This window comes from Pseudomonas sp. GW458-11-26-14-LB4 (assembly GCF_059423925.1).
In genome coordinates this window covers 281,483-306,622 of record NZ_JBWKYU010000001.1, presented here as the reverse complement: position 1 = coordinate 306,622, position 25,140 = coordinate 281,483, and the positions used below count along the sequence as shown (strand labels likewise).

Below are 25,140 nucleotides of genomic sequence, written 5' to 3'. Positions count from 1 at the left end.
ATGTAAGGCTCAAGACACCTCGGTCGGCTCCCTCTCCCTCCGGGAGAGGGCTGGGGTGAGGGTGGCTTTTAAATTTTGATCTCCACTTCCCCCAAATGCCCGCCATACGGCCCGAAACTGCGCTCGACCATCCGCCGCGTCCCGTCCGCCTGCACAATCAACGCCGTACTCGCCCGAGTCCCGTAGCTCTGGCTGGCAATAAACACACTCGACAGCAACGACTCGGTCGCCAGCCCCACGCCGGTGTCCGGCAGGTCAGCAAACGGCGCCGTCTGCGCATCGCTCAATAAGGCCAGCAACCGGTCGGGCTGCGGATCATCCAGCACCGCACTCAATGCCGCCTTGGCCTTGAGCAGTTTCGGCCACGGTGTATCCAGCCCGGCGTTGGAGAGGCCATAGACCCCGGGCTGCAACATCACCGGTTCCGAAGACCGCGCATTGAAGTGCCACAGCTCGTTGGCATTGCCCAGCAGCAGATTGAACCCGGCATATTCCGGCGAACGGGCGACAACGTCAGACAAATAGTCATCGATCGACAGGTTTCCGGTCAGAAAACCCGCCACCAGTTCACCCCGGGAGCGCCGGGCCGGCGGCTGATGCGGATCGCGAATGTTGGTCAGCGCCGCAAAACGACCGTTGGCGCCCAGACCGAGCCAGGTGCCCCCAGCCTCAAGATCACGGCCGGCGTGAACATGCGGCGACTCGGGCCACTGCGCCAGCGGCAGGCTCGGCCGGGCGTAGAACTCGTCGCGGTTGGCCGCGACGATCAGCGGCTGGGCATGCCCCGGTCGCCAGGCGAAAACAATCAGGCACATAAGGTGGTCCTTGTGTGTTTTTTGCCCACTCTACGCAGACATCGTCCGTGCATCCATCGCCAGTGGAGCCGAAGGGTATCCATCCGTTACCATGCCGCTCCGGTTTTGGGGACGTGCCTTGGGAGGCAGTCATGGAATTTCTGCTCTATCTGGCGCTGGGCGCCTGTGCGGGCGTACTGGCCGGGCTGTTCGGGGTGGGCGGCGGGATCATCATCGTCCCGGTGCTGGTGTTCAGTTTCACCTTGCAGGGCTTCGATCCGTCGATCCTGACCCATCTGGCGGTCGGCACGTCCCTGGCGACGATCATCTTCACGTCGGTCAACGCGGTGCGCGAGCATCATCGACGCGGCGCGGTGCGCTGGCCGATCTTCAAGTGGATGACCGTTGGCATTCTGCTCGGCGCGGGTTTCGGAGCGCTGACCGCCGAAGCGATCTCCGGGCCCAACCTGCAAAAGATCATCGGTGTGTTCGCCCTGGTGATCGCGGCGCAGCTGGCGCTGGACGTCAAACCCAAGGCCAGCCGAACGGTGCCGGGTAAACTCGGTCTGACCGTGGCCGGCAGTGTGATCGGCTGGGCATCGGCGATTTTCGGGATTGGCGGCGGCTCGCTGACCGTGCCGTTCCTGACCTGGCGCAGCGTGCCGATGCAGCAGGCGGTGGCGACCTCGTCGGCCTGCGGTCTGCCGATTGCTGTGGCCAGTGCAATAAGTTTCATGATTCTGGGCTGGCATGATCCGTTGCTGCCGGCCCATAGTCTCGGTTTTGTGTATTTGCCGGCACTGCTCGGCATTGCGCTGACCAGCATGGTGTTCGCCCGTCTCGGCGCGCGGCTGGCGCACAGGCTGTCGCCGAAGTTGCTGAAACGGCTGTTCGCGGCTTTGCTGTTTTGCGTGGGCCTGAGCTTTCTGTTCTGAGCCGTCGGTTTTGGCAGGTCGCAATCCTGGCTTAATCCTGAGGTGACAGCGTCGCCCGGGAATTTTTGAAGATTTGAATGCTAACGAGGAGTCGCAATGCTGCCTTACCCGCAGATCGATCCGGTGGCTTTGGCCATCGGTCCGCTGAAAATCCACTGGTACGGCCTGATGTACCTGGTCGGCATCGGCGGCGCGTGGCTGCTGGCATCGCGCCGGCTCAACCGTTTCGACCCGACCTGGACCAAGGAAAAGCTGTCCGACCTGGTGTTCTGGCTGTCGATGGGGGTGATTGTCGGCGGGCGTCTGGGCTATGTGTTGTTCTACGACCTGAGCGCTTACCTGGCCAACCCGACGCTGATTTTCGAAGTGTGGAAGGGCGGCATGTCGTTCCACGGCGGTTTCATCGGCGTGATGCTGGCCGCGTTGTGGTTCGGCAAGCGTAACGGCAAGTCGTTCTTCCAGCTGATGGACTTCGTGGCGCCGATGGTGCCGATCGGTCTGGGTGCCGGGCGTATCGGCAACTTCATCAATGCCGAGCTGTGGGGCAAGGCCACCGACGTGCCGTGGGCCATGGTGTTCCCGCCGTTCAGCGACCCGGCGCAACTGCCGCGTCACCCGTCGCAGCTGTATCAGTTCGCTCTGGAAGGCGTGGCGCTGTTCCTGATCCTCTGGCTGTTCTCGCGCAAGCCGCGGCCGACCATGGCGGTCTCGGGCATGTTCGCGCTGTTCTATGGCATCTTCCGTTTCATCGTCGAATTCGTCCGCGTGCCGGACGCGCAACTGGGCTATCTGGCCTGGAACTGGCTGACCATGGGTCAGGTACTCTGCGTACCGATGATCATCGGCGGGCTGTTCCTGATCTGGCTGGCCTACCACCGCGCCCCGGCGGCGCCGGTTGCACCGACAGCTTAAATATTCGAACCCCGGCGACGTCTGCCGGGGCTCAAGGACAGGTAACTCATGAAGCAATATCTCGATCTGGTGTCGCACGTCATCAACAACGGCACCAAACAGGCCAACCGTACCGGCGTGAACACCATCAGCTTTCCGGGCGCGATGCTGCGCTTCGATCTGCAGGAAGGTTTCCCGGCGATCACGACCCGCAAGATGGCCTTCAAATCGGCCATCGGCGAGATGTGCGGCTTTCTGCGTGGCGTGAACAACGCCGCCGAATTCCGTGCGCTGGGCTGCAAGGTCTGGGATCAGAACGCCAACGAAAACGCCCAGTGGCTGGCCAACCCGTTCCGCCAGGGCGAAGACGACCTTGGCGAAATCTACGGCGTGCAATGGCGCAAATGGCCGGCGTACAAGCAGATCCCGCTGAGCAACACCGCCGCCATCGAACAAACCCTGAGCAACGGCTACAAGCAGATTGCCCAGGGCGAAGAAGACGGTCAGGCCTATGTGGTCTTGTACAAAGCCATCGATCAGGTGCGCCAGTGCGTCGACACGATCATCAAGGATCCGGGCAGCCGGCGCATCCTGTTCCACGGCTGGAACTGCGCCCAGCTCGATGAAATGGCCCTGCCGCCGTGCCATCTGCTGTACCAGTTCCACCCGAATGTTGAGACCAAGGAAATTTCCCTGACCCTCTACATCCGCTCCAACGACCTGGGCCTGGGCACGCCGTTCAACCTCACCGAAGGCGCTGCGCTGCTGAGTCTGATCGGTCGCCTGACCGGCTACACGCCGCGTTGGTTCACCTATTTCATCGGTGACGCCCACGTCTACGAAAACCACCTGGACATGCTCAACGAACAGCTCAAGCGCGAGCCGTTCGCCATGCCGAAACTGAAGATTTCGGACCGCGTGCCGGAGTTTGCCAAGACCGGTGTTTATCAACCGGAGTGGCTGGAACTGGTGGAGCCGAGCGACTTCTCGCTGGAAGGCTACGAGCACCATGCGCCGATGACCGCGCCGATGGCGGTCTAGTCGGCAGGATCGTTCCCACGCTCTGCGTGGGAATGAATCCCGTGACGCTCCGCGTCACTTTGGACGCGGAGCGTCCATGGCGGCATTCCCACGCGGAGCATGGGAACGAGCGTCAGTCGTTAGTGGCCGTGGCTTCTGCCCACATGGGAATGTTCGACTTCGGTTGCCACAACCCCGCCACTGACTTTCAGCCTCTGCAAAATCCCGCACTGATCCGCTTCCGGCCCTTCGCCACAGCGCTGGCGCAGCTCGAGCAGTTGCGTCTGCAACGCCAGTAACCCATCGATTCGCGCCTTGACGTGCTGGATGTGCTCGTCGATCAGCGCATTCACGCTTTCACATTGATCCTGCGGGCTGTCGCGCAAGGCGAGCAGGCTGCGGATTTCTTCGAGGGTCATGTCGAGGGTGCGGCAGTTGCGGATGAAGGTCAGGCGCTCGGCGTGGGCCTGGGTGTAGACGCGGTAGTTGCCGTCACTGCGGGCCGGTTCCGGCAGCAGGTTTTCACGCTCGTAGTAGCGGATGGTTTCCACGGCGCAATCGGTCTGTTTCGCCAGTTCTCCGATCTTCATGACGGCAATCTCCAAAAGGGTGCTTGACCCTATAGTGGCTACAGGGTCTTTACTTGGCAACAGGCACCTTCATGGACGCGACCAATGAGCGATTCCCTGCACACCCACAAGCCCGGCGACGGGCACGATCACAGTCACAAACTGCAGCCTGTGCATAAACATGCCCACGCCGGCGACTCCTGCTGCGGGTCGAAAACCGTTGCGCCTGCGCCGGTTCATTCGAGTGAAGACTCGTGCTGCTCGTCGAAAGCCACCGCGCCGTCACTGGTGAAACTGAGCGAGGCAAAAAGCGCTGACGCCCGGCTGAGCAGCTTCCGCATCGAGGCGATGGACTGCCCGACGGAGCAGACGCTGATCCAGAACAAGCTCGGCAAACTGGCCGGGATCCAGCAACTGGAATTCAACCTGATCAACCGCGTGCTCGGTGTGACACACAATCTGCCGGACACCGCGCCGATCATCGACGCGATCAAATCCCTGGGCATGCAGGCCGAGCCGCTGGAGGCGGGCGTCGAAGCGCCAACGACGGCGCCGGTGAAAAAACACTGGTGGCCGCTGGCGCTGTCCGGCGTCGGTGCGCTCGCTGCCGAAGTGATCCACTTCACCAGCGCCGCCCCGACCTGGGTGGTGGCGATCATTGCGCTGATTTCCATCCTCAGCGGCGGCCTCACCACCTACAAGAAGGGCTGGATCGCCCTGAAGAACCGCAACCTCAACATCAACGCCTTGATGAGCATCGCCGTGACCGGCGCCGTGTTGATCGGCCAGTGGCCGGAAGCGGCGATGGTGATGTTCCTGTTCACCGTGGCCGAGCTGATCGAAGCGCGCTCGCTGGACCGCGCACGCAACGCCATCAGCGGCCTGATGCAGATGACGCCGGAGCAGGCGACGGTGTTGCAGGCGGACGGTAACTGGGTCGAACTGGACGTCAAAAGCATCGATCTCGGCGCCCGCGTGCGGGTTAAACCCGGTGAGCGCATTGCGCTGGACGGTGAAGTCGTCAGTGGCAGTTCGACTATCGATCAAGCGCCGATTACCGGTGAGAGCCTGCCGGTGGAGAAAACCGTCGGCGACAAGGTCTTTGCGGGCACCATCAACCAGGCCGGTTCGCTGGAATACGCGGTAACGGCAGCGGCGAACAATTCGACTCTGGCGCGGATCATCCACGCCGTGGAACAGGCGCAAGGCGCGCGTGCGCCGACCCAGCGCTTCGTCGATCAGTTTTCGAAAATCTACACCCCGGTGGTCTTCGTCCTGGCGCTGGCCGTGGCGATCATCCCGCCGCTGTTCATGGGCGCCGCGTGGTTCGACTGGATCTACCGCGCGCTGGTGTTGCTGGTGGTCGCTTGCCCGTGTGCATTGGTGATTTCCACTCCGGTAACCATCGTCAGCGGCCTCGCCGCAGCGGCGCGCAAAGGCATTCTGGTCAAGGGTGGCGTGTACCTGGAGGGCGGTTTCAAGCTCGACTATCTGGCCCTCGACAAGACCGGCACCCTCACCCACGGCAAACCGGTGCAGACCGATTACCTTTCCCTCGACCCGACCGCCGACGCCACGGCCCCGGCGATTGCCGCCGCGCTGGCCGGGCGCTCCGATCACCCGGTGTCGCTGGCCATCGCCAATGCGGCTGTGGATAAAGGGTTCGCGGCTCTGCTTGTGGATAACTTCGAAGCGCTGGCCGGCCGTGGGGTAAAAGGCGAGGTCAACGGTCAGGTCTACCACTTGGGCAACCATCGTTTGGTGGAAGAACTGGGCCTGTGCTCGCCGCAGCTGGAAGAAAAGCTGTTCGCGCTGGAGAAACAGGGCAAGTCCGTGGTGCTGCTGCTCGACCGTTCCGGCCCGCTGGCGCTGTTCGCCGTGGCCGACACGGTCAAGGAAACCAGCCGTGAGGCGATCCGCCAATTGCACGAACTGGGCGTGAAAACCCTGATGCTCACCGGCGACAACGTCCACACCGCGCAGGCGATTGCGGCGCAGGTCGGGATCGATCAGGCCAAGGGCGACTTGCTGCCCACCGACAAACTGCAAGCCATCGAAGACCTGTACGCCCAAGGGCGCCGGGTCGGCATGGTCGGCGACGGCATCAACGATGCGCCGGCACTGGCTCGGGCCGAGATCGGGTTTGCGATGGCGGCGGCCGGCACCGATACGGCGATTGAAACCGCCGATGTCGCCCTGATGGACGATGATCTGCGCAAGATTCCGGCCTTCATCAGCCTGTCGCGCCATACCGCCACTATCCTGAAACAGAACATCGCGCTGGCGCTGGTGATCAAAGCGATCTTTCTTGGGGTAACCTTCGCCGGGCTCGCCACCATGTGGATGGCGGTGTTTGCCGACATGGGCGTGAGCCTGCTGGTGGTGTTCAACGGTTTGCGCCTGCTGCGCAAATAGAGGAAGAGGGACGGTTGTGCTGAGTGCCGAGCTGAAAGCGTTTTACATGGTGGCCCGCCTGGGCAGCATCACGCTGGCGGCGAAAAAGCTCGGCCTCAGCCAACCGACCGTGACCACTCAGATCCGCAATCTGGAAAGCCAGTATTCGGTGGAGTTGTTCTACCGTGGCGGCCGGCGCTTGAGTGTCAGCGACGAAGGTGCGCGACTGTTGCCGATGGTCAAAGCCTTGTTGCAGCAGGAAGCCGATATCGAGTTCTTCCTGCGCAACAGCGGCCAGGTGCAGGGCACGCTGCGCATTGCCGCCACCGCGCCGTATTACATCCTTGATCTGGTTAAGACGTTCCGCGAGCGTTTGCCACAGGTAGAAGTGTCGGTGGAAATCGGCAACTCGCAGCAGGTGCTCGAAGCGCTGGAGGATTATCGGGTGGATGTCGCGGCCTCGTCGCAGTTGCTCGACGATGCACGGCTGATCCGTCGGGTGTTGGGCAGCGACCCGCTGGTGCTGGCGGTGCATCGCAATCATCCACTGGCGGCGCACGACCATGTGACGCTGAGTGCGCTGGCCGGGCATACCTTGTTGATGCGTGAATCCGGCTCAACTACCCGTCGCCTCACCGAAGAATTGCTGGCCAGCGCCGGCGTCAGTTTCGGCCCGTTGCTGGAGATCGGCAGCCGCGAATCGATTCGCGAGGCGGTGCTGCGCAACATCGGCATCAGCATCATCGCCCGCCAGGAAGTGCCGCACGATCCGCAGTTGCGGGTGCTGACCCTCGAAAATGCGCCGCAGATTCCCGAATACCTCTACTGCCTCAAGGAACGCAAGAACGCCCGCTTGCCGGCGGCGTTTCTCGGACTGGCGCAGGAAATGTCCCCGGCCTGATCGTAATGATCGTTCCCACGCTCTGCGGGGAACCAAAATCCCTGAATACCACTATCGGTCGATTTTGCCTTGTTGCCATATGACCGACGCATTACAACTCTAGGATTCGTCTCATCTGCTTGATGAGGCCTGTCCATGAACCCTGCAATTGCAACTGCCCTGACCAACCCCGGCGCACCGATGAAAGTGCGCGGCGTGCAGAAGCGTTTCGGCGCTTTCACGGCGCTGGATAACGTCTCCCTCGATGTCGCGGCCGGTGAACTGGTGTGCCTGCTCGGCCCGTCGGGCTGCGGCAAGACCACGCTGCTGCGTTGCATCGCCGGTCTGGAAAAGCAGGACAGCGGCGAGCTGTACCTGGGCGAGCGCGATGTTTCCCACCTCGCGCCGCAGGCCCGCGACTACGGCATCCTGTTCCAGTCCTACGCGCTGTTTCCCAATCTGACCGTCGAAGCGAACATTGCCTACGGCCTCGCCGGCAGCGGTCGCGATGAAGTGCGCCGTCGCGTCGGTCAGATGCTGGAACTGGTCGGCCTCACCGGCAGTGAGAAAAAGTACCCGGGCCAGTTGTCCGGCGGCCAGCAGCAACGGGTGGCACTGGCCCGGGCTCTGGCACCGGCGCCGTCGCTGCTGTTGCTCGACGAACCGATGTCGGCCCTCGATGCCCGGGTTCGCGAGCATCTGTGCACCGAGCTGCGTCAACTGCAACGCAACCTCGGCATCACCACCTTGATGGTCACCCACAATCAGGACGAGGCCATGCTGATGGCCGACCGCATTGCCGTGATGAACAACGGCAAGGTCGAGCAGTACGCCACCCCGCAGGAAATCTACAACCGCCCGGCCACGCCGTTCGTGGCCGAGTTCGTCGGCCAAGGCAACTGGTTGCCATTCCAGCGCAGCAGCGACAGCCACGCCAAGGTCGGCGGGATGAACCTGCGCCTGGCCGACGGCAGCGTCCACAGTGCGTCGGGCCGGCTGTTCTGCCGCCCGGAAGCGATCAACGTCAATCCGCTGGTACACGAGGAAAACCTGTTCCCGGCCAAGGTTCGCGAGATCACTTTCCTCGGCAACCGCTGCCGCATGAGCTTCGAACTCGATCAGTTGCCCGGCCACCCCTTGCTCGCCGAACTGGCACCGGAAGCCATGCCACGCCTCGGCGCCCAGCAGATCATGGTCGCCTTGCCGCCACGCAGCCTGCAGGTGTTTGCCTGATGAACAGCAACCTCGCACTGCCGCTACCGCAAAAGCAGGCGCGGCAGATGTCCGGGGCCGAGGTCGGCGACCGGATCTTCGTCCTCGGCGGCAAACTTCTGCTGCTGGTGCTGCTCGGTGTGGCGGTGCTGTTGCCATTGCTGGCGATCTTCTGGCGCGGCTTCAGCAGCGAAGCCGGGCAGGGCGGTGGCTGGCTCGCCGCCAAGGAGTTGGTGACCAGCGACAATTTCCACTGGCTGCTCGGTAACAGCCTGAAAGTTTCCCTCAGCGTCGCGGCGATCGTCGTACCGCTAGCCTACCTGTTTGCCTACGCCTTGCAGCGCACGTTGATTCCGGCAAAAGGCATCTGGCGCGGGATCTCCCTGCTGCCGCTGATGGCGCCGTCGATGCTGCCGGGGATTGCGCTGGTCTATCTGTTCGGCAATCAGGGCATGTTGCGCGGGCTGCTGTCGGACAACATCTACGGTTTCTGGGGCATTGTTCTGGGTGAGGTGATCTACACCTTCCCACACGCCTTGATGATTTTGCTGTCAGCCCTGTCGCTGGCGGATGCGCGACTGTTCGACGCTGCGTCGAGCATGGGCGCGAGTCCGGCGAAAGCCTTCCGCAGCATCACCTGGCCCGCGACTCGCCAGGCTGTGTTCGCCGCGTTCTGTCTGGTGTTCACCCTGACCATCACCGATTTCGGTGTGCCGGTTGTCGTCGGTGGCGACTATCAGGTGCTGGCGCTGGAAGCCTACAAAGCGGTGGTCGGCCAGCAGCAATTCGGTCGCGGCGCGTTGATCGGCATGGTTCTGCTGCTGCCGGCGCTGTTCAGCTTCGGTGTCGACGCCTGGCTGCGTCGCCGTCACGGCGACTCCATGAGCGGCCGCGCCCAGGTGTTCAAACCGGCGCCGTCGAAGAAGCGCGACACCTTTTATTTCAGCGTTGTGCTGCTGATCAGCGCCGCGTTGCTGCTGGTGTTCGGTATGGCGGTATTCTCGTCGCTGGTGAAATTCTGGCCGTACAACCTGTCGCTGTCGCTCAACCACTACCAGTTCAACGAGACCGCCGGCGGTGGCTGGCTGGCCTACGGCAACAGTTTGAAGATGGCGCTGGGCACGGCGCTGATTGGCAGCGTGCTGATCTTCACCGGCGCCTACCTGATGGAAAAGACCCGCAGCCAGCGCGGGCTGAATCTGACACTGCGAATGCTCAGTTTCGTACCGATGGCGGTGCCGGGGCTGGTGATGGGTCTGGGTTATGTCTTCTTTTTCAACCTGACCGGCAACCCGCTGCACGTGCTGTACGGAACCATGACCCTGCTGATCGTCTGCACCATTGCTCACTATTTGACCACCGCACAGATGACCGCCACCACCGCGCTGCGCCAGCTCGATGCCGAGTTCGAAGCTGCCGCGCTGTCGCTCAAGGCGCCGCTGTACCGGCATTACCTGAAGGTCACCGTGCCGATCTGCCTGCCGGCGCTACTGGACATCGTGCGCTACCTGTTCGTCTCGGCCATGACCACCGTGTCCGCCGCGATCTTCCTCTACAGCCCCGACACCATCCTCGCGGCGGTGGCGGTGCTGAACATGGATGACGCCGGCAACGTCGGCGGGGCTGCGGCGATGTCGACCCTGATTCTGTTCACCTCGGCGGGCGTGTCCTTGCTGCTGGCGTGGGCTTCGCGCGGCTTGCTGCGCCGTTCCCAGGCCTGGCGGCAAACGGCGCCCGGCCACTGATCCACGACTTATCCCTTTAGCCTCAACTCACCGACAGGAAAACGATCATGTTCAAGCCTATGGCCCTGGCCGCTGCTGTGCTCGCTACTTTCAGCCTGAATGCCTTCGCGGCAAAAACCGAGTTGACGGTATACACCGCCCTCGAAGCCGAGCAGTTGAAGTCCTACAAAGAGGCCTTCGAAAAGGCCAACCCGGACGTCGAGATCAAGTGGGTGCGCGATTCCACCGGGATCATCACCGCCAAACTGCTGGCCGAAAAGGATCGCCCGCAGGCTGACGCGGTCTGGGGCCTGGCGGCGTCGAGCCTGGCGATCCTCGATCAGCAAGGCATGCTGCAAAGCTATGCGCCGAAGGATCTGGGCAAGATCGGCGCGAACTACCGCGACGCCGCCAACCCGCCAGCCTGGGTCGGCATGGACGTCTGGGCCGCGACGATTTGCTTCAACACCGTCGAAGCCGAAAAGCAGGGCCTGAGCAAACCGGTGAGCTGGCAGGACCTGACCAAGCCTGAGTACAAGGGCAAGATCGTGATGCCGAACCCGGCCTCGTCCGGCACCGGTTTCCTCGACGTCAGCGCCTGGCTGCAAACCTTCGGCGAGAAACAGGGCTGGGCCTACATGGACGGTCTGCACCAGAACATCGGCCAGTACGTTCACTCCGGTTCCAAGCCTTGCAAACTGGCGGCAGCGGGCGAATTCCCGATCGGGATTTCCTTCGAATACCCGGCCGTTCAGCTGAAGCGTCAGGGCGCGCCGCTGGACATCATCCTGCCGAAGGAAGGCCTGGGCTGGGAAATCGAAGCGACTGCCGTGATCAAAGGCACGCCGCATGAAGAAGCCGCGAAGAAACTGGCCGACTTCTCCGCCAGCGCCCCGGCGATGGATCTGTACAAGGAAAACTTCGCCGTCCTCGCCCAACCGGGCATCGCCAAGCCGCAGACCGAACTGCCGGCCGACTACGAGCAGCGCCTGATCAAGAACGACTTCGCCTGGGCCTCGAAGAACCGCGACGAGATCCTGACCGAATGGCGCAAGCGCTATGACGGCAAGTCCGAGAAAGTCGCTGCCAAGTAAATCTTCTTACCCGATCGTTCCCACGCTCCGCGTGGGAATGCAGCCAAGGACGCTCCGCGTCCTCTGTGACGCAGAGCGTCACGGTATTCATTCCCACGCAGAGCGTGGGAACGATCAGCGTGGGAACGATCATTGAGGTAGCTGCATGACACAACACAAAGACTTGCTGATCGTCGGCGCCGGCATTCTGGGTCTGTCCCACGCCTGGGCCGCCGCCCGGCGCGGTCTCAAGGTCGCGGTTTTCGAGCGCACCACCACGCCACTCGGCGCCTCGGTACGCAACTTCGGCCAGGCCCTGGTCACCGGCCAGCCACCGGGTCCGATGCTCGAACTGGCCAAGGCCAGCCGCGACATCTGGGGCCAGTGGGCGCAGCTCGCCGGCCTGCAACTCAAGCGCAACGGCTCGTACCTGTTCGCCCGCACCGAAGCCGAAGAGCACTTGCTCGAAGCCTTCTGCGCCGGACGCGCCGTCGAGCACGACTACCGCGTCGAACTGCTGCGCGGTGCCGCGCTGCGCGATCTGTACGGCGGCCAGTTCAGCCATCACCGCGCCGCGCTGCACGGTATGGACGACCAACAGCTGTATTCCCGGGAAGCGATTCCGGCGCTGATCGAATACCTGCGCCGCGAGCTCGACGTCGAGTTTCACTTCTCGACGCTGGTTCGCGATGTCGAGCCTGGGCGCCTGCAAAGTACTGCCGGCACATTCTCCGCCAAGCAGATCATCGTCTGCTCCGGCCACGATTATCAGACCTTGCTGGCCGAGCCGATTGCCGCCCTCGACCCGCAAATCTGCCGACTGCAAATGCTCCGCGCCCGGCCGCAGATCGACCTGAACCTGCAACATGCCTTGCTCACCGGCCTCAGCTGCGTGCATTACGGCGCCTTCGCCGATCTGCCGGAAGCGGCCGCAGTGCAGGCGCAAATCCTGCGCGAGCAACCGCACTTGCAGGAGAACGGCATTCACCTGCTGATCAGCCCGACGCCGTATGGCGAACTGATCATTGGTGATTCGCACCATTACGGCAGCGATCCATCACCGTTCAACGCCGAGCAGGTCGACAACTGGATGCTCGAGCTGGCCGAACAGACCCTTGGCTGCAAGGTGCAGGTGGTCGAGCGCTGGCAGGGTGTCTATGGTTCCCGGGGGCCGGGGCCGTTTTCGTTCCTGCGTCCGGCGCCGGGGCTGAGTGTGGCGCTGATGCACAGCGGCGTCGGCATGAGCGTCGGCCCGGCCATGGCCGAGCGCAATGTTGCACAGCTTTTTGGAGAGCACTGATGTTGAGTCACGAGCAAGTCATCGACCGGGTGTTCGGCCTCTATGAGCGCTTCGGCGCCAGCGACTACATCGGCGAACCGGTGTCGCAGATCGAGCACATGTCCCAGTCGGCGCAACTGGCCATCGCCGAAGGCTTCGACGACGAAGTGGTGCTTGCCGCGTTCTTCCACGACATCGGCCACTTGTGTGCCGAAGGCGCAGAGAACATGGGCGGTTACGGCGTGGTCAGCCACGAACGCCTCGGCGCGGATTACTTGCGTGAGGCCGGCTTCTGCGAACGCCTGGCGCGACTGGTGGAATATCACGTCCAGGCCAAGCGCTATCTGACGCTCAGGGAATCGGGCTATTACGACCGCTTGAGCGAAGCCAGCCGCCGCACCCTGGAATATCAGGGCGGGGTGATGACCGAGGCTGAAGCGGATGCGTTCGAGCAGGATCCGTTGTGCGCCGTCAGCCTGCGAATGCGCCAGTGGGATGAACTGGCGAAGGAAATGGCGGTGCCGGTGATGGATCTTGCCGTTCTCAAGCGCAAGGCTGAAGTTTTGTTGTCGACCGGGTGAGGGCGCGGATCTAAAGCTCAAGCACCTTCCCGACCAACGACTCAATCTGCTCCTGCCGCTCCGCCTGATTCAGCTTCGGATGCGGATTCAGCGAAGACCATTGCGGATGCGCCCGCGCCTTGTTCAGTGCTTCCGGCAACTTGCCCTCGCGCCAGGTCTTGTCCTGCGGCGTCGCCACCTGAACGGCATCCATCGCCGCATGGCCGCGGGCATTCAGCGCTTGCAACAGTTGCCGCTGACGCAGGGCCAACAGGCGCAACACGTTGTCGTCGACCGTCAGCTCCCGCTGCCCCTTGATCTTGCCGATCAAGCGGTTGCCATAGCTGCGGGCGGTTTGCAGGGCGCCGCCGGCAATGGCGCCGGCCAGCGCGGCGGCGCCTAGGGTGATGCCGCCGACCAGCAAATCCACACCCGCACCGGCCGCTGCACCGGCCGCAATCCCGCCGCCGACCCGCACGCCGAGTTGCTTGAGGGTTTCCGGGTTGAACAGGTCATCGCCCCAACGTCCGTCGAGCAACGGTAGATCGCTGGCGGCGGCGTCCTGCGGGCGGAAGGCGTAGAGCTTCAGCAGCGCCTCGACGCACTTCTGTTCGCGTTGACGCACGGCTTTGCGCAGTTCGCTGATGGCCTGTTGTTCCTGCTCGGCGTTGCTCGCCACACTGCGTCGGCACGCAGCGCAGTCGATCAGCAATTCGGCAATCAGGCGTGCGGCGCTTTGCTCGCGGGCGAGGCGCTGGGCCTGTTGATCGGCGATCAGGCGTTCAAGTTGTGGGCGGGCGTTTTCCAGCAACAGTGCGAGGCTTTCATACAGCCGCCGCTCACCGTCCTCGGGCGGGGCGACGCTGTCGAAACGCACCAATGCATGCAGGCCGAGACGCGCCAGTGCTTCGCGCCAGTCCGGCTCGCGGTGGTTGGCGCTGCTGACGAAATTCAGCACCGGCAGCAGCGGCTTGCCGCAACTGGCCAACACTTCCAGTTCATCGCGGTACTTGGCCAGCACCGGTTCGCGGGCGTCGATCACGTACAGGCCGGCATCGGAATCGAGCAGTTGCCGCAGGACTTTGGCTTCCTGTTCGAAACGCTGGCGCGCTTCGCTGCCGTCGAGAAACCGCGCCAGCCGTGCCGGGCCGTCGAGGCGTTCGCCGGGGCGCTCCAGACGTTCCAGAAAATCCAGCAGGGCGATGGCGTCTTCCAGACCGGGCGTGTCGTAGAGGTCGAGCAACGGCTCGCCATCCACCGACAACCGCGCGCCTTCGACATGCCGCGTGGTACTCGGTCGATGGGAGACTTCGCCGAAGCCGACGTCGCGGGTCAGGGTGCGCAACAGCGAAGTCTTGCCGACGTTGGTGTGGCCGACCACCGCCAGTTTCAGCGGCGCTTTCCAGGCATCAGTCATGTCCGTGCTCCAGCCAGTTCAACGGGGCGCAATCGGCGAACGGCAGTTCCAGCTGTTGCAACGCCACATGCCAGTCACCGAGGCGTTCGGCATCCAGCGCTTGTCCTTGCGGCGCCTGCAACAACCAGACACGGGTCGCAGTGGCATTGCGCGCCAGCTCGGCGATCAGCGCCAGGCTGCCGCGATCCGGCGAACGTCGTGGGTCGCAGGCAATCGCGAGGCGCGCCGGCGGGAAGCGGCTGAGCTGTTCGAGCAGTTTGTTGCGCGATTCACGGCTGTCGAGGATGCCGGCGTTGCTGACGTTTTTCGGCAGCGTCGGCGGCCATGAGTGTTGATCGTCGAGTTCGATCGCCACCAGCAACGCGCCATCGCTGGCGTGTTCGCCGACGGTGCTTTCGACGCGGTGCAATTGCGCAGGTTCTGGATCGGTGATGCCGAGGCGTTCGCTGGTCGGCATCAGGCGTTCGCGCAGTTGGGCGTAGCCGGGCAGGTTCAGGTCAAGACGCAGCGCAGCTTTGCCACTGTTCCAGCGCCAGAAGCAGAACAGCGCCAATAGCAGACGCGGCAGCACGCCATAAACTACCAGTACACCGACCAGCCAGGTCGCCCAGGCCTGACGGGCGCTTTCGATATTCAGTGCGGTGTCGCCGCTGGCGCGGATCATGTCCACGGTTGGCACGTTGAAGCCCAGCAGCGCCGGCAAGGCGCCGAGGGCCTGAGTCATGTTGATGAACGTGTCGGCGCTGAGAATCGTGGTTTCCCAGACAAAGCCGTAGCGCCGGGTCGCCATCAGCGTCAACAGCAAAACCAGCGCGCTGACCATCGCCAGCAACCACAGGCCATTGACCAGCGTACCGAGTGCCCAGCGATTGAGCCTCTTGCGTTGCAGCATCAACAGCAGGGCTGGCGCCAGTTGTGCCGCCTTGGCGTCGCGGGCGAGTTTTTCACTGAGCCACAGCCACAAGCGGCCGAGGGTGGCGCCATGTTCGCCAGCGAAGATCAGCCCCAGCGCCCAGCTCAACAGCAGAATCAGATTCAGCCCGAGCAGACTGCCCAGCGCCCAGAACACATTGACCGGCGTCTGGCCCAGTGCGGCGAAGGCCAGCCCTGCGCCGCTCAATATGGCGAAGATCGCCAGCAGCACCAGCGCCAGACGGGCGCCTTGCAGCCAGTGCTTGAGTGCGGAGGTCAGGCCGTCGCGCTCGGCCAGCCACAGGGCGCGGCGTTGAATGCGTCCCGGCAGATCGCCGCCGGCCGCGCGGGCCAGGCGATTGGCTTCCAGATCATCCAGCGGGCCTGCGTGTTCTTCGCGCAGACGCACGGTTTCGGTGAGCCAGAGGTTTTGCAGTGAAGTCAGTTCAGTCACGCGGCATCCCGTTGCTTGATTGAGCCGTGAGCATAACCGCTGTGGCGCTTATCGGGGTAAGGGCGGCTCTGGTATCCTCGCCGGCATGACTAAATCACTCCCCCTCAGCCTGATCGCAGCCCTCGGTGAAAACCGCGTGATCGGCGTCGACAACAGCATGCCCTGGCACCTGCCCGGAGACTTCAAATACTTCAAGGCCACGACGCTCGGCAAGCCGATCATCATGGGCCGCAAGACCTGGGATTCGCTGGGGCGTCCGTTGCCGGGCCGTCTGAATATCGTGGTCAGCCGTCAGGCCGGTCTGGTGCTGGAGGGCGCGGAAGTCTATCCGTCGCTGGAAGCCGCCGTGGTTCGCGCCGAAGCGTGGGCGAAAGAGCAGGGCGTCGACGAGTTGATGCTGATTGGTGGGGCGCAGTTGTATGCGCAAGGGCTGGCGCAGGCGGATCGTTTGTATCTGACCCGTGTGGCGTTGAGCCCGGAAGGGGATGCGTGGTTTCCGGAGTTCGATCTGAACCAGTGGAAGCTGGTGTCGAACGTGCCGAATCCGGCTGAAGGCGACAAACCGGCTTACAACTTCGAAGTCTGGGAAAGAAGATAGCTACAAGCTTCGAGCTGCAAGCCGCGAGTAAAAGCTGGAATGCTCTTCTTGCAGCTTGCAGCTTGCAGCTTGCAGCTTGCAGCTGGCTAGCTCGCTAGCTGCGCATGCTCATCGGCATCCAGCAGTGCCTTGTCGGTCTGCTGCATCACCTGGCTGGTAATCGCGCCAGCGGTGATCGAACCGCTCACGTTCAGCGCCGTACGACCCATGTCGATCAGCGGCTCGACCGAAATCAGCAACGCCACCAGCGAAACCGGCAAGCCCATGGCCGGCAGCACGATCAGCGCGGCGAAGGTCGCACCGCCACCCACGCCCGCCACACCAGCCGAACTCAGGGTCACGATCGCCACCAGCGTCGCGATCCACAGCGGATCCAGCGGGTTGATGCCGACGGTTGGCGCAACCATCACCGCCAACATTGCCGGGTACAGACCGGCGCAACCGTTCTGGCCGATGGTCGCACCGAACGATGCGGCGAAGCTTGCCACCGATTGCGGAATACCCAGACGACGAGTCTGCGCTTCGATGCTCAGCGGAATGCTCGCGGCGCTGGAGCGGCTGGTGAACGCGAAGGTCAGCACCGGCCAGATCTTGCGGAAGAAGCGCAGCGGGTTGATCCCGGCCGCCGACACCAGCAGACCGTGTACCACGAACATCAGGCCCAGACCGAGGTACGACACCACCACGAAACTGCCGAGCTTGATGATGTCCTGCAGGTTGGAACCGGCGACCACTTTGGTCATCAGCGCCAGCACGCCGTACGGGGTCAGCTTCATCACCAGACGCACCAGACGCATCACCCAGGCCTGCAGGGTGTCGATGGCGTTGATCACTTTTTGACCTTTCTCGACGTCATCCTTGAGCAGTTGCAGCGCGGCAACCCCCAGGAACGCGGCGAAGATCACCACGCTGATGATCGAGGTCGGCTTGGCCCGGGCCAGGTCGGCGAACGGGTTCTGCGGGATGAACGACAGCAGCAGTTGCGGCACATTCAGGTCGGCGACCTTGCCGGCGTAGTCGGTCTGAATGGTTTGCAGACGGGCCATTTCCTGCGTGCCGGCGACCAGACCTTCGGCGGTCAGGCCGAACAGGTTGGTCAGGCCGATGCCGATCAGCGCCGCAATTGCGGTGGTAAACAGCAGCGTGCCGATGGTCAGGAAGCTGATCTTGCCCAGCGACGATGCGTTGTGCAGACGGGCCACGGCGCTGAGGATCGAGGCGAACACCAGCGGGATCACGATCATTTGCAGCAGTTGCACGTAACCGTTGCCGACCAGATCGAACCAGCCGATCGAGGCTTTCAGTACCGGGTTGCCGGCACCGTAAATCGTGTGCAGCGCGACGCCGAATGCCACGCCCAGCACCAGTGCGAGCAGGACTTTTTTCGCCAGGCTCCACGAGGTGTGACGGGTTTGCGCCAGGCCGAAGAGCAGGGCGAGGAACACCAGCAAGTTGAGAATCAGGGGCAGATTCATGAGGACTCCAGAAAAGACTGTGCCAACAACCTTCCGGGGCTGTTGCGAACCGGCAAGCCTAACAGTTTGATTTCCAATGATTTAATACCGAAATCAAAGGTCGTCCGTCGTTTTTGGAATAAGCGGGTGTCGCTCTCGGGGATGCAATTGGCGCGAAACGGACGTGGACGGTCGCTGACAGACGGGGACTGTCACATTTATTTGTTAGCGTCGATTTCTTTGACCCAGGGAGAAGCGCCAATGAAGTTTGCACCGAAATTTCTGGCTGTCGCACTGACTGTGGGGATGGGCCTGGCCACTCAGGCGTTCGCCACCGACCTGAAACACTGGCCGGCGGATCAGGCCAAGGCACTGGACGCGATGATCGCCGCCAACGCCAACAAAGGTAACTACGCGGTGTTCGACATGGACAACACCAGTTACCGCTACGACCTCGAAGAGTCGTTGCTGCCGTTCATGGAAAACAAGGGCCTGATCACCCGGGACAAGCTCGACCCCTCCCTGAAACTGATGCCGTTCAAGGACACCGCCGACCACAAGGAAAGCCTGTTCAGTTACTACTACCGCCTCTGCGAAGTCGACGACATGGTCTGCTATCCATGGGTCGCGCAAGTTTTTTCCGGCTTCACCCTCAAGGAACTCAAGGGCTACGTCGATGAGCTGATGGCCTCGGGCAAACCGGTGCCTGCGACCTATTACGAAGGTGACGTGGTCAAGAATCTGGATGTGAATCCGCCGAAGATCTTCACTGGCCAGAAAGAGCTGTACAACAAACTGATGGAGAACGGCATCGAAGTCTACGTGATGACCGCCGCCTCCGAAGAACTGGTGCGGATGGTCGCGGCCGATCCGAAGTATGGCTACAACGTCAAACCGCAGAACGTGATCGGCGTGACCACGTTGCTGAAGAACCGCGAGACCGGCGAGCTGACCACCGCGCGCAAGCAGATCACCGCCGGCAAATATGACGAGAAGGCCAACCTCGGCCTCGAGCTGACACCCTACCTGTGGACTCCGGCAACCTGGATGGCCGGCAAGCACGCGGCAATCCTGACCTATATCGACGAATGGAAAAAACCGGTACTGGTGGGTGGCGACACACCGACCAGCGACGGCTACATGCTGTTCCACGATGTGGACGTGGCCAAGGGTGGCATTCACTTGTGGGTCAATCGCAAGGACAAGTACATGACCCAGATTCAGGGCATGATGGCCAAGCACGCGGCGGCCCAGGCGAAAGAAGGTTTGCCGGTGACGGCGGACAAGAACTGGGTGATCGTCAAACCTGAAGAAATCCAGTAATTGCTACGGTGATCGCTCCCGAGCAGAGCGCGACGATCGTTCCCACGCTCTGCGTGGGAATGCAGCCCGTGACGCTCCGCGTCACTGGACGCAGAGCGTCCCTTGAGGCATTCCCACGCGGGAGCGTGGGAACGATCAAAACCTGAAGGCAAAAAAATGCCCCGCACTTGGCGGGGCATTTTTATGCGCGACGGTTAAGCATCACAGCCCGTCGAGCATCGCCTTGTTGCGCACGGCACCCTTGTCGGCGCTGGTCGCCAGCAGGGCGTAGGCCTTGAGGGCGGTGGTCACTTTGCGTGGACGCTGTTCGACCGGTTTCCAGCCTTTCTTGTCCTGCTCGACCCGGCGTGCCGCCAGTTCTTCATCGCTGATCAACAGGTTGATCGAGCGGTTCGGAATGTCGATCAGCACCTTGTCGCCGTCCTGTACCAGACCGATCGCGCCGCCGGCCGCAGCCTCTGGCGAAGCGTGGCCGATGGACAGACCGGAAGTGCCGCCGGAGAAACGGCCATCGGTCAGCAGGGCGCAGGCTTTGCCCAGGCCTTTGGATTTCAGGTACGAGGTCGGGTAGAGCATTTCCTGCATGCCCGGGCCGCCTTTCGGGCCTTCGTAGCGAATGATGACGATGTCGCCTTCCTTCACATCGTCGGCGAGGATGCCGCGCACGGCGCTGTCCTGGCTTTCGAAGATCTTGGCGTTGCCTTCGAACACGTGGATCGACTCGTCGACGCCGGCGGTTTTCACCACGCAGCCGTCCAGGGCGATGTTGCCGTACAGCACGGCCAGGCCGCCTTCTTTCGAATAGGCGTGTTCAAAGCTGCGGATGCAACCGTTTTCACGGTCGTCGTCCAGGGTTTCCCAACGGGTCGACTGGCTGAACGCGGTTTGCGTCGGAATGCCGGCCGGGCCTGCCTTGAAGAAATGGTGCACGGCTTCATCGTCGGTCTGGGTGATGTCCCACTTGGCGATGGCTTCTTCCATGCTGCGGCTGTGCACGGTCGGCAGGTCGGTGTGCAGCAGGCCGCCACGGGCCAGCGAACCGAGGATGCTGAAGATGCCGCCGGCGCGGTGCACGTCTTCCATGTGGTACTTCTGGATGTTCGGCGCGACCTTGCACAGCTGCGGCACCTTGCGCGACAGACGATCGATGTCGCGCAGGTCGAAGTTGATCTCGGCTTCCTGGGCCGCGGCCAGCAAGTGCAGGATGGTGTTGGTCGAACCGCCCATGGCGATGTCGAGCATCATCGCGTTCTCGAACGCCTTGAAGTTGGCGATGTTGCGCGGCAGTACCGACTCGTCGTTCTCGCCGTAGTAGCGTTTGCACAGTTCGACGATGGTGCGGCCGGCCTGCAGGAACAACTGCTCGCGATCGCTGTGGGTGGCCAGGGTCGAACCGTTGCCCGGCAGTGCGAGGCCCAGGGCTTCGGTCAGGCAGTTCATCGAGTTGGCGGTGAACATGCCGGAGCACGAACCGCAGGTCGGGCAGGCGCTGCGCTCGTACTCGGCAACCTTCTCGTCAGAAGCGCTGGAGTCGGCGGCGATCACCATGGCGTCGACGAGGTCGAGACCGTGGCTGGCCAGTTTGGTCTTGCCGGCTTCCATCGGGCCGCCGGAGACGAAGATCACCGGGATGTTCAGGCGCAGGGCGGCCATCAGCATGCCGGGGGTGATCTTGTCGCAGTTCGAGATGCAGACGATGGCGTCGGCGCAGTGGGCGTTGACCATGTACTCGACGGAGTCGGCGATGATCTCGCGGCTCGGCAGCGAATAGAGCATGCCGTCGTGGCCCATGGCGATGCCGTCGTCAACGGCGATGGTGTTGAATTCTTTTGCAACGCCGCCAGCGCGTTCGATCTCACGGGCAACCAGTTGGCCCAAGTCCTTCAGGTGAACGTGGCCCGGTACGAACTGGGTGAAGGAGTTGGCAATGGCGATGATCGGCTTCTTGAAGTCGTCATCTTTCATCCCGGTGGCGCGCCACAGTGCGCGGGCGCCGGCCATGTTGCGGCCGTGGGTGGATGTTTTCGAGCGGTAATCTGGCATGGAGCACTCCGGGCGGCTAATCAGGTATCAAAAGGGAGTGAGCTTCTATTGACGTCTGGAACACTCAGAAATGGCCGTGTGTCCTGATGTTGCCGATGACGTTGCGGGATCGCCGCTGGTCTCAGCCTGAGCTCATAAACCCGCCGGGGATGAATGGCGATGAATCTCGCGATTCTACACCGCTGGCGTCAGGAGGGAATGGCGCAAAGCGTTGTTCCAGTGCTGACGAAGCGTGCGGGATGACGACCGGCAGGATTAATCGCTGTCCGGTTGCCCCACCAGATCGCTGCGGCGACTGATCCGCGCGTTCAACGCCAGTGCCACCCCGCTGAGTATCACGAAGCTGTAGCCCAGCGTGGATTGCAGATTGGTCGGGCTCAGGCTGATCAAGGCACTGATCAAGCCGCCGCAGATGAAAATGATCGTGCTGCCGGCCGAGGCCGACGTGCCGGCGTTTTCCGGAAACAGACTCATGGCCCGGGACGTGGCGGCCGGCCGGGCAATGGTGGTGCCGGCGGTGCAGATCAGCATCGGGATCAGCACGGTCGCCGGAGCCAGTGCAAAGTTCGACGACAGGTACAGCATGGTCACGCCGGCGAACAGGATCAGGCTCAGGCCGACGACCATCTGCTGGCCGCTGTTGATGCGCCTGCTCAGCACGCTGGCGAGGATCCCCCCGGTGACGTAAGCCGCACCGTAGATCAGCAGGATCAACGAAAATTCGTAAGCGGACAGTTGCAGCCGATCCATGAAGATCAGCGGCGAGATCACGATGAATGAGAAATGGCAGGCGAATGCAAACGCTGAAATCAGCCAGTAACCGACGAAGTCGAAATCTCCCAGAACCCGTCGATAGGCCGTGAGGAAGTTCGTACGTGTGCCACTGGCGGTCGGTCGGGTGTTCTCCAGAAACAGCCAGGCCTTGAGCAGCACTGCGGCTGATAATGCGATGAACACCCAGAAGCTGCCGCGCCAGCCCAATGTCGCCTGAAGAAAGGTGCCAGCCAGTGGCGATACCGAGATGAAAATCCCGCCGGCGGTGACCATTAAAATCCGTAGGCGGTCACGTTCTTCGCCTTCGAACAGGTCCTGCACCAGCGCCTGTGACAGCACGAAGCAACCGCAGCCCAGCGCCTGCAACACCCGGAACATCAGAAACAGCGAATAGTCCGAGGTCATCACGCAACCGAGGGCGCCGAGTATGGAAACGCTCATGCCGGCGAGCAGCAGCCCCTTGCGTCCGATCACATCCGACAGCGGCCCGATCAGCAACTGGGCGAAGGCAATTCCGACCGCAAACAGGCTGATCGACAGGGCGATGTCCGCCGGGGTGCGGCGAAAGTGTTCGGCCAGTGCCGGGAACGAAGGTAGCAGGACATCCAGTGGAAAGACGCCGAGCAACACCATTGCCAGCAAAAGACTGACAGCCCCGCGCCGCTGTCGTCGGGTCACCACAGATTGTCCGTCATCCATCGATCAGTCCCGCCCTGGCAAATAGTGTCTGGTTTTGAGGTTCGGCGAAAAATCCGGCTTTCTTCAATGCGTTCAATGTAGCGAGGCTGCCGGCGCGTGCCCGCCGTCGACTGGCCTGGGTCGATGTCATCGTGCCGAGAATGTCCGTCACCGTCGTATTTGCAATGCCCGCGCCACAGAGGCTTTCCTGCAGCCAGTGCTCATCCACTTCGAAGAAGATTTCCAGAATGTCGAGCAAGGTCGTCGCGGTGAACGTTCGCTGTCGCGGGTTCAGGTGCAACCAGAGGTAGTGGAACACTTCGGTGAAATAGCGGCTGTGGCGCGCTTCGTCGGTGAGGTGATCGCGCAACATGTCGTTGACGCCGGACACCAAGCTGTCGCGGCAGACATCCAGCAGTTCACGGGCAATGATGGTTTCCGAGACGAAGCCCAGAAGAAAGCACGCCAGCGGCCGTTGCTCCTGCCTTGTGCGTGCGACCAGCAGGTTCATCCGGGTGATGCGTCTGGGCATCACGGGTCGCCCGGTGATGGCGTAGAGGCTGGCGATCTGCTCTGCCACCTGACTGGAAAACAGGGCGTGATAGCCCTCGTCGGTGTAGAGCTGGAGCGCGGCGGTTTTCATCGACGTCGGTACCTCGACCGGCAGTTCGCCATGCACGATGGTTTCGACGGCGCGATTGACGATCCGGTGTTCGAGCAGCGTGGTGTAGTCGAGAAAGTGCACCAGATGCCGGGCCGTAAGCCGGTGCAGCATCGAACGGCCCGCTGCTTCAATCGCCGGGTGGGTTAGATAAGGCAGGAATGCCGGCGGAAACCAGTGCCGGGTCTCCAGTTGTTCCTGCACGTTTTCCGGCAAGCGGTAATCGTGGGGGCTGGCGCGAACGGAGGCGCGGCTGTTCCAGTCGCTCAGGGTGAACTGAAAGACCGGTTCCGGGGCCAGGGCGCTCATGGTTGTGCCTCACGCAGCAGGTCACGCATTTCCTGACACATCGCCTGACCGTCGCTTTCCCCGCAACCGACAAAGAACAAGGGTTGTTCCGCACTGTTTTCGAGCTTCAGCAACGCTTCGACCTGCTCATCGGAAAACGCGCCTGTGAGCCAGGTGTTCATGCCGAGCGCTGTCGCCACCAGTTGAAACGTTTGCGAAAGGTGCCCGGCTTCGATGAACGCCATTCGATAGGCGCGCGAGTGCGGGTATTTCCACCAGAGCCGGTCGAAGCGGGCGGTGATGAACAGCCCCAATGGCAGGTTGTTGATGAAATGCTGCCCCCCCAGCAGATTGCCGGGCGCGGTGTCGGGCAAAGGGTTGATGAAGCTCAGGGCGTGATCGGCGGGGTGGTAGGCATACACGCCGGGTGCCAGTCCGTCGACGTTCTGTACAAACACGAACCCGGCGCAGGCATTAAGGCCACCGCCGGAAGGGCTGCTGCGCCGCGCGCCCAGTCCTTCGGCGATGCTGTCGTCGCAGTCGGTTTCGCGTTCTCCCAGGTAACCGAGTGAAAGGTAAAGCAAGGTGCCCACATCATCCAGCGGCACGGCAGCGCCAGTGAAGGATCGGCAGGTCTTTCGCCGGGTCAGTGAATTCGACAGGCTGTCGTCATTCAGTGCCAGCGGCTTGGGCAGGGCGATGAGTGCGTTCGGACGGGTATCCACAGGGATGTCGGCTGGCGGGGGAGTGGCAAGCACTTTGTTGCAGTGTTCGAGATATTGCCTGGACCATTCCTGAATGTTTCGGGGAGTGTGTTCGCAAGGAATGTCCCGAGTCCCGATATGGTAGATCCTGGACAGTTCATCCCAGCCCCAGGCAGGCGCCGGGATTTTATAAGAAGTCAGTATTCCTGCATTTAAAAGCTGTGTATCTATTATGTTGCTGTTGTCGTATAAGTCAGGGTTGTGGACAAGTTGCGCCAGTCGGGAGGAATATTCAAGATCAAGTTCATGTTGAGTATGGTCTTTGTAGTTCCAGACTATCTGGCCGGGCGTTAGTGGCAGTATGAATAAATAAGGATTTATATGCATGTTGGGGCACGCTGCTCTGGATAGGTGCTTTGTCAGAGGCGCTGGGTAGCCGGCTATACCCAGCGCCCACCTTACTTAACGGGCTTTAGGTGCGACCAGAAAAGCCAGATTTGCGA

21 protein-coding genes are annotated in these 25,140 nt (G+C 62.2%); 12 read left to right on the top strand and 9 right to left on the bottom strand.

Annotation, left to right across the window (positions count from 1 at the left end; all coding sequences use genetic code 11):
- Nucleotides 1–68: 68 nt before the first annotated feature.
- Nucleotides 69–815 (bottom strand): NRDE family protein, encoded by a 747-nt coding sequence (locus AC07XZ_RS01375; protein ID WP_102685806.1) that lies wholly within the window; start codon nucleotides 813–815, stop codon nucleotides 69–71.
- Nucleotides 816–946: 131 nt separating this feature from the next.
- On the opposite strand from AC07XZ_RS01375, the gene AC07XZ_RS01370 reads away from it, so the two are divergent.
- The 3 genes from AC07XZ_RS01370 (at nucleotide 947) to AC07XZ_RS01360 (ending at nucleotide 3,661) form a co-directional block, all read left to right on the top strand.
- Nucleotides 947–1,729 (top strand): sulfite exporter TauE/SafE family protein, encoded by a 783-nt coding sequence (locus AC07XZ_RS01370; RefSeq protein WP_064380026.1) that lies wholly within the window; start codon nucleotides 947–949, stop codon nucleotides 1,727–1,729.
- 96 nt (nucleotides 1,730–1,825) lie between these two features.
- Nucleotides 1,826–2,641, top strand: a complete 816-nt coding sequence (gene lgt, locus AC07XZ_RS01365; RefSeq protein ID WP_039767887.1) for a prolipoprotein diacylglyceryl transferase — start codon at nucleotides 1,826–1,828, stop codon at nucleotides 2,639–2,641.
- A 48-nt stretch (nucleotides 2,642–2,689) separates the two neighbouring features.
- Nucleotides 2,690–3,661: a thymidylate synthase gene (locus tag AC07XZ_RS01360; RefSeq protein WP_011336420.1), complete on the top strand. Its 972-nt coding sequence runs from the start codon at nucleotides 2,690–2,692 to the stop codon at nucleotides 3,659–3,661.
- Nucleotides 3,662–3,780: 119 nt separating this feature from the next.
- On the opposite strand, the gene cadR is transcribed toward AC07XZ_RS01360, so the two are convergent.
- Nucleotides 3,781–4,230 (bottom strand): Cd(II)/Pb(II)-responsive transcriptional regulator, encoded by a 450-nt coding sequence (cadR, locus tag AC07XZ_RS01355; RefSeq protein ID WP_102685805.1) that lies wholly within the window; start codon nucleotides 4,228–4,230, stop codon nucleotides 3,781–3,783.
- Nucleotides 4,231–4,314: 84 nt separating this feature from the next.
- Between cadR and AC07XZ_RS01350 the strand changes: the two genes are divergently transcribed.
- From AC07XZ_RS01350 to AC07XZ_RS01320, 7 genes are all read left to right on the top strand, one after another.
- The gene (locus tag AC07XZ_RS01350) at nucleotides 4,315–6,624 is read left to right on the top strand and encodes a heavy metal translocating P-type ATPase (protein WP_102685804.1); all 2,310 of its coding nucleotides are present in this window, start codon (nucleotides 4,315–4,317) and stop codon (nucleotides 6,622–6,624) included.
- Between the two features lie 16 nt (nucleotides 6,625–6,640).
- Nucleotides 6,641–7,504, top strand: coding sequence for a LysR family transcriptional regulator (locus AC07XZ_RS01345; RefSeq protein WP_007953452.1), 864 nt, complete (start codon nucleotides 6,641–6,643; stop codon nucleotides 7,502–7,504).
- Nucleotides 7,505–7,639: 135 nt separating this feature from the next.
- On the top strand, nucleotides 7,640–8,716 hold the full coding sequence (locus AC07XZ_RS01340; protein ID WP_102685803.1) for a putative 2-aminoethylphosphonate ABC transporter ATP-binding protein: 1,077 nt from the start codon (nucleotides 7,640–7,642) through the stop codon (nucleotides 8,714–8,716).
- Nucleotides 8,716–10,440, top strand: coding sequence for a putative 2-aminoethylphosphonate ABC transporter permease subunit (locus tag AC07XZ_RS01335; protein ID WP_102685802.1), 1,725 nt, complete (start codon nucleotides 8,716–8,718; stop codon nucleotides 10,438–10,440). Before AC07XZ_RS01340 ends, AC07XZ_RS01335 begins: the two co-directional genes overlap by 1 nt.
- Before the next feature lie 47 nt (nucleotides 10,441–10,487).
- A complete protein-coding gene (locus AC07XZ_RS01330) occupies nucleotides 10,488–11,513 on the top strand; it encodes a putative 2-aminoethylphosphonate ABC transporter substrate-binding protein (protein WP_085746716.1) in 1,026 nt (341 codons plus the stop codon).
- A 145-nt stretch (nucleotides 11,514–11,658) separates the two neighbouring features.
- Nucleotides 11,659–12,792, top strand: coding sequence for a TIGR03364 family FAD-dependent oxidoreductase (locus tag AC07XZ_RS01325; protein WP_102685800.1), 1,134 nt, complete (start codon nucleotides 11,659–11,661; stop codon nucleotides 12,790–12,792).
- Nucleotides 12,792–13,352 carry a phosphonate degradation HD-domain oxygenase gene (locus AC07XZ_RS01320; protein ID WP_102685799.1) on the top strand — a complete coding sequence of 187 codons (561 nt, stop codon included), beginning with the start codon at nucleotides 12,792–12,794 and terminating at the stop codon, nucleotides 13,350–13,352. Before AC07XZ_RS01325 ends, AC07XZ_RS01320 begins: the two co-directional genes overlap by 1 nt.
- A 10-nt stretch (nucleotides 13,353–13,362) precedes the next feature.
- Here the strand turns inward: AC07XZ_RS01320 and AC07XZ_RS01315 are convergent, their stop codons facing one another.
- Together AC07XZ_RS01315 and AC07XZ_RS01310 are read right to left on the bottom strand one after the other, a co-directional pair.
- Complete coding sequence (locus tag AC07XZ_RS01315; protein WP_102685798.1) at nucleotides 13,363–14,748, bottom strand: GTPase/DUF3482 domain-containing protein; 1,386 nt, start codon at nucleotides 14,746–14,748, stop codon at nucleotides 13,363–13,365.
- A complete protein-coding gene (locus AC07XZ_RS01310; RefSeq protein WP_102685797.1) occupies nucleotides 14,741–16,114 on the bottom strand; it encodes a DUF2868 domain-containing protein in 1,374 nt (457 codons plus the stop codon). Before AC07XZ_RS01310 ends, AC07XZ_RS01315 begins: the two co-directional genes overlap by 8 nt.
- Before the next feature lie 85 nt (nucleotides 16,115–16,199).
- On the opposite strand from AC07XZ_RS01310, the gene AC07XZ_RS01305 reads away from it, so the two are divergent.
- Nucleotides 16,200–16,712 carry a dihydrofolate reductase gene (locus AC07XZ_RS01305; protein WP_102685796.1) on the top strand — a complete coding sequence of 171 codons (513 nt, stop codon included), beginning with the start codon at nucleotides 16,200–16,202 and terminating at the stop codon, nucleotides 16,710–16,712.
- A gap of 86 nt (nucleotides 16,713–16,798) precedes the next feature.
- Here the strand turns inward: AC07XZ_RS01305 and AC07XZ_RS01300 are convergent, their stop codons facing one another.
- On the bottom strand, nucleotides 16,799–18,187 hold the full coding sequence (locus AC07XZ_RS01300; protein ID WP_102685795.1) for an L-cystine transporter: 1,389 nt from the start codon (nucleotides 18,185–18,187) through the stop codon (nucleotides 16,799–16,801).
- Between the two features lie 240 nt (nucleotides 18,188–18,427).
- Between AC07XZ_RS01300 and AC07XZ_RS01295 the strand changes: the two genes are divergently transcribed.
- Nucleotides 18,428–19,489: an HAD family hydrolase gene (locus AC07XZ_RS01295; protein ID WP_085605918.1), complete on the top strand. Its 1,062-nt coding sequence runs from the start codon at nucleotides 18,428–18,430 to the stop codon at nucleotides 19,487–19,489.
- Between the two features lie 201 nt (nucleotides 19,490–19,690).
- Here AC07XZ_RS01295 and ilvD read toward each other — a convergent pair whose 3' ends face one another.
- From ilvD to AC07XZ_RS01275, 4 genes are all read right to left on the bottom strand, one after another.
- A complete protein-coding gene (ilvD, locus tag AC07XZ_RS01290) occupies nucleotides 19,691–21,532 on the bottom strand; it encodes a dihydroxy-acid dehydratase (protein WP_102685794.1) in 1,842 nt (613 codons plus the stop codon).
- A gap of 255 nt (nucleotides 21,533–21,787) precedes the next feature.
- Nucleotides 21,788–23,005, bottom strand: coding sequence for a multidrug effflux MFS transporter (locus AC07XZ_RS01285; RefSeq protein ID WP_102685793.1), 1,218 nt, complete (start codon nucleotides 23,003–23,005; stop codon nucleotides 21,788–21,790).
- Nucleotides 22,998–23,954 carry a diiron oxygenase gene (locus tag AC07XZ_RS01280; RefSeq protein ID WP_102685792.1) on the bottom strand — a complete coding sequence of 319 codons (957 nt, stop codon included), beginning with the start codon at nucleotides 23,952–23,954 and terminating at the stop codon, nucleotides 22,998–23,000. Before AC07XZ_RS01280 ends, AC07XZ_RS01285 begins: the two co-directional genes overlap by 8 nt.
- The gene (locus AC07XZ_RS01275) at nucleotides 23,951–25,024 is read right to left on the bottom strand and encodes a SagB family peptide dehydrogenase (RefSeq protein ID WP_102685791.1); all 1,074 of its coding nucleotides are present in this window, start codon (nucleotides 25,022–25,024) and stop codon (nucleotides 23,951–23,953) included. The genes AC07XZ_RS01280 and AC07XZ_RS01275 overlap by 4 nt, the downstream gene beginning before the upstream one ends.
- Nucleotides 25,025–25,140 lie beyond the last annotated feature (116 nt).